At 71.3% G+C, this 9,775-nt stretch carries 8 protein-coding genes; 6 read left to right on the top strand and 2 right to left on the bottom strand.

What is annotated here, in order from left to right; translation table 11 throughout:
* The first annotated feature begins 73 nt into the window (after positions 1-73).
* Genes GTY56_RS22570 through GTY56_RS22550 form a run of 5 tightly spaced genes read left to right on the top strand, consistent with a single transcriptional unit; the run spans position 74 to position 7,303 of the window.
* Positions 74-934, top strand: coding sequence for a bifunctional methylenetetrahydrofolate dehydrogenase/methenyltetrahydrofolate cyclohydrolase (locus tag GTY56_RS22570; RefSeq protein WP_161367153.1), 861 nt, complete (start codon positions 74-76; stop codon positions 932-934).
* The gene (gene glyA / locus GTY56_RS22565; protein WP_161367152.1) at positions 931-2,214 is read left to right on the top strand and encodes a serine hydroxymethyltransferase; all 1,284 of its coding nucleotides are present in this window, start codon (positions 931-933) and stop codon (positions 2,212-2,214) included. Before GTY56_RS22570 ends, glyA begins: the two co-directional genes overlap by 4 nt.
* The gene (locus GTY56_RS22560; RefSeq protein ID WP_161367151.1) at positions 2,211-3,443 is read left to right on the top strand and encodes a sarcosine oxidase subunit beta family protein; all 1,233 of its coding nucleotides are present in this window, start codon (positions 2,211-2,213) and stop codon (positions 3,441-3,443) included. Before glyA ends, GTY56_RS22560 begins: the two co-directional genes overlap by 4 nt.
* Before the next feature lie 28 nt (positions 3,444-3,471).
* Positions 3,472-6,705 carry a sarcosine oxidase subunit delta family protein gene (locus GTY56_RS22555; RefSeq protein ID WP_161367150.1) on the top strand — a complete coding sequence of 1,078 codons (3,234 nt, stop codon included), beginning with the start codon at positions 3,472-3,474 and terminating at the stop codon, positions 6,703-6,705.
* Positions 6,698-7,303, top strand: a complete 606-nt coding sequence (locus GTY56_RS22550) for a sarcosine oxidase subunit gamma (RefSeq protein WP_161367149.1) — start codon at positions 6,698-6,700, stop codon at positions 7,301-7,303. Before GTY56_RS22555 ends, GTY56_RS22550 begins: the two co-directional genes overlap by 8 nt.
* Positions 7,304-7,403: 100 nt before the next feature.
* Here the strand turns inward: GTY56_RS22550 and GTY56_RS22545 are convergent, their stop codons facing one another.
* Together GTY56_RS22545 and purU are read right to left on the bottom strand one after the other, a co-directional pair.
* Positions 7,404-8,195 carry an IclR family transcriptional regulator gene (locus tag GTY56_RS22545; RefSeq protein ID WP_202510584.1) on the bottom strand — a complete coding sequence of 264 codons (792 nt, stop codon included), beginning with the start codon at positions 8,193-8,195 and terminating at the stop codon, positions 7,404-7,406.
* Between the two features lie 55 nt (positions 8,196-8,250).
* A complete protein-coding gene (gene purU, locus GTY56_RS22540; RefSeq protein WP_161367148.1) occupies positions 8,251-9,123 on the bottom strand; it encodes a formyltetrahydrofolate deformylase in 873 nt (290 codons plus the stop codon).
* Positions 9,124-9,317: 194 nt separating this feature from the next.
* Between purU and GTY56_RS22535 the strand changes: the two genes are divergently transcribed.
* The coding region (locus GTY56_RS22535) for an aromatic ring-hydroxylating oxygenase subunit alpha (RefSeq protein WP_161367147.1) at positions 9,318-9,775 on the top strand (458 nt) is incomplete at its 3' end.

Raw genomic sequence — 9,775 nt, 5'->3', positions numbered from 1 at the left:
CGTGGCTTGTCGCGCAGTTCCCCGCGCCCCTTGAGCGCCTTCGACCACAGCCTCGCTGGAAGGAACCCTTCAGGTGACCGCACAACTCCTCGACGGCAAGGCCACTGCCGCCGCCATCCGCAGTGAACTCGCCGAGCGCGTGGCCAAGTTGACCGCCCTCACCGGTCGGGCGCCCGGCCTCGGGACCGTCCTGGTCGGTGACGACCCCGGCAGTCGTGCCTACGTCGGTGGCAAGCACCGGGACTGCGCCCAGGCGGGGATCGCCTCGATCCGGCGGGAGCTGCCCGCGGACGCCTCTCAGCGGCAGGTCGAGGAGACGATCGACGAGCTCAACACCGACCCCGCCTGCACCGGCTACATCGTCCAGCTCCCGCTGCCCCGCCACCTGGACGCCGGCGCCGTACTGGAGCGCATGGAGCCGGCGAAGGACGCCGACGGACTGCACCCCGTCAACCTCGGCCGGCTCGTCCTCGGCGTGGAGGCGCCGCTGCCGTGCACCCCGCGCGGCATCGTCGAACTGCTCCGCCGGCACGACGTGCCGCTCGCCGGAGCCCGGGTGTGTGTCGTCGGGCGGGGCATCACGGTCGGTCGGCCGATCGGGCTCCTGTTCACCCGCCGCTCCGAGAACGCCACCGTCACCCTCTGCCACACCGGAACCAAGGGCCTGGCCTGGCACGTTCGCGAGGCGGACATCGTCGTCGCGGCCGCCGGCTCGCCCGGACTGATCACCAAGGACATGCTGCGCCCCGGCGCAGCCGTCCTGGACGTCGGCATCACCCGCACCGACCAGGGCCTGGTCGGAGACATCCACCCGGACGCCGCCCAGGTCGCCGGATGGCTGGCGCCGATGCCCGGGGGCGTGGGCCCCATGACCCGTGCCATGTTGCTCGCCAATGTCGTCGAGGCCGCCGAGAGGAACGCGAACGCCGTATGAACGCGCTGAACACCCCCCTGGCGGAGCTGGACCCCGAGGTCCATTCCGCGCTCCGCGCCGAGCTGCACCGGCAGCAGTCCACCCTGGAGATGATCGCCTCCGAGAACTTCGCGCCCTCCGCCGTGATGGAGGCGCAGGGTTCGGTCGCGACCAACAAGTACGCCGAGGGCTACCCCGGCCGGCGCTACTACGGCGGCTGCGAACACGTCGACGTCACCGAGCGGCTGGCCATCGAGCGCGTCAAGTCCCTCTTCGGCGCGGGCTTCGCCAACGTCCAGCCGCACTCGGGCGCCCAGGCGAACACCGCCGTCTTCTTCGCCCTGCTCCGGCCCGGTCACACCGTCCTCGGCCTCGACCTCGCGCACGGCGGGCACCTCACGCACGGCATGCGCATCAACTACAGCGGCAAGATGCTCAACGTCGTGCCCTACCACGTCTCGGAGGCGGACCACCTCGTCGACATGGACGAGGTCGAGCGGCTCGCCAAGGAGCACCGCCCCAAGATGATCATCGCGGGCTGGTCGGCGTATCCCAGGCAGCTGGACTTCGCGGCCTTCCGCAGGATCGCCGACGAGGTGGGCGCCCTGCTGATGGTCGACATGGCGCATTTCGCCGGCCTGGTGGCGGCAGGACTGCACCCGAGCCCCGTGCCGCACGCCCACGTCACGACCACGACGACGCACAAGACCCTCGGCGGTCCGCGCGGTGGCGTCATCCTCACCAACGAGGCCGACCTCGCCAAGAAGATCAACTCGGCTGTCTTCCCCGGCATGCAGGGCGGCCCCTTGGAGCACGTCATCGCCGCGAAGGCGGTGTCGTTCAAGGTCGCCGCGACACCGGAGTTCGCCGAACGCCAGTCCCGGACGCTCGCCGGCTCCCGCATCCTCGCCGAACGCCTCACCCAGCCGGACGCGGCAGCCGCCGGAATCAGGGTGCTGACCGGCGGCACGGACGTCCACCTCGTCCTGGTCGACCTGCGCCACTCCGAGCTGGACGGCCGCCAGGCCGAGGACCTGCTCCACGAGATCGGTATCACCGTCAACCGCAACGCCGTGCCCTTCGACCCGCGCCCGCCCATGGTCACCTCGGGCCTGCGCATCGGCACCCCGGCCCTGGCCACCCGCGGCTTCACCGAGGAGGACTTCGCCGAGGTCGCGGACGTCATCGCCCTCGCTCTCCAGCCGGAGCCGGACGTGGCCGCCCTGCGTGCCCGCACGGAGGCCCTGGCCGCCAAGCACCCGCTCTACCCGCACCTGTCGGACAACGGAGACGCCCGATGAGCCCCCGCACCCCCGGCGCCGAGCTCCCCGAACACCCCGACCGGCTCTGGCGCAACCCCGAGCCGAAGCGCTCCTACGACGTCGTCGTGGTGGGCGGCGGCGGCCACGGCCTGGCCACCGCCCACTACCTGGCGAAGAACCACGGCATCACCAACGTGGCCGTGCTGGAGAAGGGCTGGCTGGCGGGCGGCAACATGGCCCGCAACACCACGATCATCCGCTCCAACTACCTCTGGGACGAGAGCGCCGGCATCTACGAGCACGCCCTCAAGCTGTGGGAGGGCCTGGCGGACGAGCTGGACTACCCGATCCTCTTCTCCCAGCGCGGCGTACTGAACCTCGCCCACAGCCTCCAGGACGTCCGGGACAGTGTGCGCCGCGTCGAGGCCAACCGCCTCAACGGCGTGGACGCCGAGTGGCTCGACGCGGACGGCGTCAAGGACGTCTGCCCGATCGTCAACATCGCGCCGGACGTGCGCTACCCCGTCCTGGGCGCCACCTACCAGCCCCGCGCGGGCATCGCCAAGCACGACCACGTCGCCTGGGGCCTGGCCCGCTCGGCCGACGCCGCCGGCATCGACATCATCCAGAACTGCGAGGTCACCGGCCTCGACGTGATCGGCAACCGGGTCGTCGGAGTCCGGACCACCCGGGGCCCGATCGCCGCGGGCAAGGTCGCCCTCTGCTCGGCGGGCCACACCTCGGTCCTGGCCGCCATGGCCGGGATCGACCTCCCCGTGCAGAGCCACCCCTTGCAGGCCCTCGTGTCGGAGCTGCTGGAACCGGTCCACCCGACGGTCGTCATGTCCAACGCGGTCCACGTGTACGTCAGCCAGGCCCACAAGGGCGAGCTGGTGATGGGCGCGGGCATCGACGCGTACAACTCGTACACCCAGCGCGGCGCCTTCCACATCATCGAGGAGCAGATGGCGGCGGCCCTGGAACTCTTCCCGGTCTTCGCCCGCGCCCATGTCCTGCGCACGTGGGGCGGCATCGTCGACGTCAGCCCCGACGCCTCACCGATCATCGGGCTCAGCCCGGTGGACAACCTCTACCTCAACTGCGGCTGGGGGACCGGCGGTTTCAAGGCCACCCCCGGCGTCGGCTGGGTCTACGCCCACACCATCGCCCACGACACACCGCACCCGCTGAACGCCCCCTTCTCGCTCGACCGTTTCACCACCGGCGCGCTCGTCGACGAGCACGGCGCGGCCGCGGTGGCCCACTAGGACCACTGGAAGCTTTGGGAGCCGATCCATGCTGCTGATCCCCTGCCCGTGGTGCGGACCTCGCGACGAGGCCGAGTTCCACTACGGCGGCCAGGCCCATGTGCCGTACCCGGAGGCCCCGGAGTCCCTCACCGACGAGGAGTGGGCCCGCTACCTCTTCTACCGCGACAACCCCAGGGGCCCCTTCGCGGAACGCTGGAGTCACGCCGCGGGCTGCCGCCGCTGGTTCAACGCCGTCCGGGACACCTCGACGAACGAGATCCTGACGGTGTACAGGGCGGGGGAGGAGCGACCGGCCGTTCTCGAGGCACGTGCGGCGCAGGCAGCCTGTCCGGCGCTTGTGGACGAGGCCGTTCAGGCCGATACGGGGGTCTGGGGGCAGAGCCCCCAGCAGGGTTCGGGGGCAGTGCCCCTGCTTTCGGGAAGGGGCGGGGTGGGGGAGAACAACCAGCCCTTCCGCCACCCCACCCGAGGCCGCATCCACCGCGACAAGCCCCTCACCTTCACCTTCGACGGCACCGAATACCAGGGCTACGAGGGCGACACCCTCGCCTCCGCCCTCCTCGCCAACGGCGTCATCCAGACCGGCACCAGCATCAAACGGGGCCGCCCCCGCGGCATCTTCTCGGCCGGCGTCGAGGAACCCAACGCGGTCGTCCAGATCGAGGAACCGTTCCCCGAGCCCATGCTCCCGGCCACCACCGTCGAGCTCTACGACGGCCTCGTCGCAACCGGCCTCCCCGGCCAGGGCCGCCTCGCCACCGCACCGGACCCGGCCCGCTACGACGCCGTGCACACCCACTGCGACCTCCTGGTCGTCGGTGCCGGCCCGGCCGGCCTCGCCGCAGCGGCGGCCGCAGCCCGCTCCGGTGCCCGCGTCATCCTCGCCGACGACCAGCCGGAGCACGGCGGCAGCCTCCTCGGCACCGGCGAACTCCTCGACTGGGTGGCCGAGACGACCGCCCGGCTCGACGCCGCCCCCGACGTGCGAGTCCTGCGCCGCACCACGGTCTTCGGCTACTACGACGACAACCACCTGCTCGCCGTCGAGCGCCGCACCAACCACCTCGGTGCCGCGGCCCCCGAGAAGGTCTCCCGGGAACGCGTCCACCGCATCCGGGCCCGCCACGTCGTCCTCGCCACCGGCGCCCACGAACGCTCACTGGCCTTCGCGGACAACGACCGGCCCGGGGTGATGCTGGCTGCTTCGGCCCGCGCCCACGTCAACCGCCACGGCGCCCTGCCCGGCCGCCACGCGGTCGTCTTCACCACCAACGACAGCGCCTACGCGGTGGCGCTGGACCTCGCCGCGGCGGGCGTGGCCATCGAGGCCGTGGTCGACACCCGTCCCGAGCCGGGGGAGTGGGCCGAGCGCACCCGCCGGGCCGGCATCGAGGTACTGGCGGGCCACGCCGTCACCGCCACGGAAGGCGCCCCGCGTCTCACCGCTGTCACGGTCGCACCGTTCGGGGAGACGACTGGGCGACGGGAGTTCGCCGCCGACCTGCTCCTGGTCTCGGGCGGCTGGAACCCGGTCGCGCACCTGTTCAGCCAGGCGGGCGGCAGGCTCCGTCACGACGAGCAGCTCGGCAGCTTCGTCCCCGACTCCTCACGGCAGGCCGTAGAGGTCGCGGGCGCAGCGAGCGGTGTCCTCGACCTCGGCCGGATCCTCGTACAGGGGGCGGCGGCGGGAGCCCGAGCGATCGAGGCCGAGGGCTACACCCCGGACGCGCCCCGCCTGCCGCGGGTGGCGGCACAGCCCCAGACGCCGTCGATGCCGGTGTTCACCGTCCCCGGCCGGGAGGGCGCCCCGCGTTTCGTCGACCTCCAACGCGACGTCACCGTCGACGACCTCGCCCGCGCGACCGGCGCCGGAATGCGCTCGGTGGAGCACACCAAGCGCTACACCACGGCCGGCACGGCCAACGACCAGGGCAAGACCTCCGGCGTCCTGGCCAGTGGCGTCGTCGCCGAACTGCTCGGCGTGGACATCTCGGCGCTCGGCACGACCACGTTCCGGCCCCCGTACACCCCCGTCTCCTTCGCCGCCCTCGCCGGCCGCGACCGCGGCGTGTTGAGCGACCCGGTCCGCACCACCGCCCTGCACGAGTGGCACGTCGCGCACGGCGCCCTCTTCGAGAACGTAGGCCAGTGGAAGCGGCCCTGGTACTACCCGCAGGCCGGCGAGGACATGGAGACGGCCGTGCTGCGCGAATGCGCCGCCGCGCGCGAGGGCGTCGCCTTCATGGACGCCTCCACCCTCGGCAAGATCGACGTCCAGGGACCGGACGCCGCCGCCTTCCTCGACCTGCTCTACACCAACATGATGAGCACCTTGAGGGTCGGGATGATCCGCTACGGCGTGATGTGCCGCCCGGACGGGATGGTCTTCGACGACGGCACCGTCATCCGCCTCGACCAGGACCGCTACCTGGTCACCACCACGACGGGCAACGCCGCCACCGTGCTGGACTGGATGGAGGAGTGGCTCCAGACGGAGTGGCCCGAGCTGAAGGTCCACTGCACCTCCGTGACCGAACAGTGGGCCACCGTCGCCCTGGTCGGTCCGGAGTCCCGCGAGGTGCTCGGCTCACTCGCACCGCAACTGGCCGTCGCCAACGACGACTTCCCGTTCATGGCGTGGCGGGACACGACGGTCGCGGGCATCGAGGCCCGGGTGTGCCGGATCAGCTTCTCCGGCGAACTGGCCTACGAGATCAACGTGTCGCCCTGGGAGGCCCTCGCCCTGTGGGAGGCCCTGTACGCGGCGGGCGCCCCGTACGGCATCACCCCGTACGGCACGGAGACGATGCACGTCCTGCGCGCGGAGAAGGGCTATCCGATCGTCGGCCAGGACACCGACGGCACGGTGACACCGCAGGACCTCGGGATGAGCTGGGCGGTGTCGAAGAAGAAGCCCGACTTCATCGGCAAGCGTTCCTTCGCCCGCGCCGACACCGTCCGGCCCGACCGCAAGCACCTGGTCGGGCTGCTCCCGGAGGACCCGGGCACGTTCCTCCCCGAGGGCACGCACCTGGTCGCCGACAGCGTGCTGCCCGCGCCCCCCGTTCCGATGCTCGGCCATGTCACGTCCAGCTACCGCAGTGCGGCCCTGGGCCGGACCTTCTCGCTCGCGCTGGTCAAGGGCGGACGCGAGCGCATCGGTGAGCGCCTCTACGCCCCCGTCGGTGACCGGCTGGTCCCGGTGACCGTCGCGAGCCCCGTCCTCTACGACCCCGAGGGAGCCCGCCGCGATGGCTGACACCGCCCTTACCGCCCCGCTCCGCAGCCCCCTGTCGCACGCCGCGGACCGGCTGGCCGCCGCGACCCGCACCTCCGGGGGCGCCGTCCGGCTCGCGGAACTCCCCTTCCTGACCCAGATCGACGTCCGCCTCGATCCCAAGGGAGCGGCGGCGGACGCCGTCGGGCCGGCACTGGGCCTGCAACTGCCCGTCGAGCCCGGCAGCGTCGTCCGCGCCGGAGAGCTGACCGCGCTGTGGCTCGGCCCCGACGAGTGGCTCGTGGTGGGCCCGCCGGACGGCCGGCGCTGGCTGGAGAACCGGATCCGGGAGGCCGCCGGGGACGAGCCCGTATCCGTCGTCGACGTCTCGGCCCAGCGCACCACGCTCCTCGTCGCCGGACCCCGTGCCCACGACCTGCTGGCCCACGGCTGCTCGCTCGACCTGCACCCGCGCGTCTTCGGTCCGGGACGCTGCGCCCAGACGACCCTGGGCCGCACCCAGGTCGTCCTGGTGGCCCGCGACGACCCGCGGGCCGGGTTCTGGGTACTGGTCCGCTCCTCCTTCGCCGCCTACCTGACGGACTGGCTGCTGGACGCCGCCGTGGAGTGGACGGGCTGAACCCGGACACCGCGAAAGCGGTGGTCGGAGAACCGGACACCGGTTCTCCGACCACCGCTCGCCGTACGCCTCCTGCCCTGGTCAGCCGCCCGGCCGGGACTCAGCCCGGACAGCCCAGACGGCGGCTGAGCTCGTCCGCTCCCGCCACGAGGACGGCTGCCAGCTCGTGCATCCGCTCCTCGGTCAGGCGGAAGGCCGGCCCCGACGCGCTGAGGGCGGCGACGACCTCGCCCTCGTCGGAACGCACGGGCGCGGAGAGGGCGTTGAGGCCCTCCTCGTACTCCTCCATCGTGATGGCGTAGCCCTGTTCGCGGGCCACGGCGAGGTCCGCCTCCAGCTTCTTCCTGGAAGTCACCGTGCTCGGTGTCATACGGGGCAGACCCGTCTCGGCGAGGAGCTCGTCGCGGTCCTTCTTGTCGAGGTGCGCGAGGAGGATCTTGCCGCTCGACGTGCAGTGCAGCGGCGTCTGCCGCCCCACCCAGTTCTGCGCGGCGATGGCCGAGGTGCTGCGCACCTGGTAGAGGTTGATCGCGTGGTGGGATTCGAGGACGGCGATGTTCAGCGTCTCGCCCACGTCGTCGACGAGACGCTCGCAGATGCCCCGCCCGTGCCGGGTGACGGCGATACGGCCCGTCACCGCCCCGGCCAGGCGCACGACTCCGAAGCCGAGACGGTACTTGCCGCGCTCGCTCTCCTGCTCGACCATCCCATGCGCTTCCAGCGCACCGAGCAGACGGAACGCGGTGGACTTGTGGACGTCGATCGCCTCGGCCACCTCGCTCACGCCCGCCTCGCCGTGCTGGGCGAGGATCTCCAGCACGGCGACAGCGCGGTCAACGGACTGCACTCCGCCACTCGGAGCGCCTGCGGACTCGGCACCGTGGTTGCTCATGGCGAAACCCTAGGCGAAATGGTCAACGGGTGTGAGGGGGTGGAGGTCGTTTTCCTCAGCGGAAGACGACCGTACGGTTGTCGTTGACCATGATGCGGCTCTGGCTGTGCCATTCCACCGCCCGGGCCAGGACCTGCGCTTCCACGTCACGCCCCAGGGCGACCAGGCTGTCCGGCCCCTGCGAGTGGCTCACCCGGACGACGTCCTGCTCGATGATGGGCCCCTCGTCGAGGTCCGGGGTGACGTAGTGGGCCGTCGCCCCGACGAGTTTGACGCCGCGCTCGTGCGCCTGGACGTAGGGCCGGGCGCCCTTGAAGCTCGGCAGGAACGAGTGGTGGATGTTGATCGCCCGGCCTTCGAGCTGCTTGCACAGGTCGTTCGACAGGATCTGCATGTAGCGGGCGAGGACCACCAGGTCGATGTCCAGCTCCTCGACGAGCTCCAGCAGCCGCGCCTCCGCCTCGGGCTTCGTCTCCCGGGTCACGGGCACGTGGTGGAACGGGATCCCGTAGCTCTCGGCGAGCGGCTCGAAGTCCCGGTGGTTGGAGACGATCGCCGGCACCTCGATGTTCAGTGCGCCGGTACGGCAGCGGAAGAGCAGGTCGTTCAGGCAGTGGCCGAACTTGGACACCATGATCAGCGTGCGCGTCGGGGTCGACGCCTCGTACAGCTGCCAGGAGATCCGGTACGCCTCCGCCACCGGGGCGAAGCCGGACTTCAGGTCCTCCAGCGTCATGCCCGGGTCCGTGACGTCGAAGTGCACCCGCATGAAGAAGCGGTCCTTGAGCCGGTCGTCGAACTGCTGGCTCTCCTGGATGTTCCCGGAGTGCCGGACGAGGAAGCCGGTGACGGCGTGGACGAGGCCCGAGCGGTCGGGGCACGACAGGGTGAGGACGAACTCACGGCCGGTGGTGGGTCCAAGAGACACTGAGCCCTCCCTGAGGGAAGTGCGTATTGCGCAACAGCAGGACTGATACGCAACATCGTCCCGGCTTTGGAGGCCCGGGGTCAAGGTCTTGACAGTGCTTCGGGCGGACTGCACTGTGAGTTGCGTAGCAAGAGGTCCGTTGCGTATGAGGCAACCACTCGCCCGACCCGGGGCGCTTCACTCCGAGGTGAACCATGACCACGACCGGCCTGCCGGACAGCCTGATCGCGACCCTTCCCGGCGACCACTACACGGACCCGGAGATCTTCCGCCTGGAGCAGGAACACATCTTCGAGGCCATGTGGTTCTGCGCGGCACGCTCGTCGGAACTGGCGAAGCCGGGTGCGTTCCGGACCGTGGACGTCGGGCGGGAGAGCGTCCTGCTGACCCGCTCGCGGGACGGCTCGGTCAAGGCCTTCTTCAATGTGTGCAGGCACCGGGGCGCAAAGCTCTGCACGCAGGAGTCCGGCGAGGTGAAGCGGGCCTTCCAGTGCCCGTACCACGCTTGGACGTACGACCTGAACGGCAAGCTGGTCGCGGCCCCCAACCTGACCAAGATGCCCGACATCGGCCGCACCGAGTACGGCCTGGCGAGCGTGGCGGTCCGCGAGTGGCTCGGCTACGTGTGGGTGTGCCTCGCCGAGAACCCGCC

Origin of the sequence: Streptomyces sp. SID5643 (assembly GCF_009872555.1) — a bacterium.
GTDB classification, from domain to species: Bacteria; Actinomycetota; Actinomycetes; order Streptomycetales; family Streptomycetaceae; genus Streptomyces; species Streptomyces iakyrus.
The sequence above is the reverse complement of the archived record's forward strand: the minus strand, read 5'-3'. Positions and strand labels throughout refer to the sequence as shown.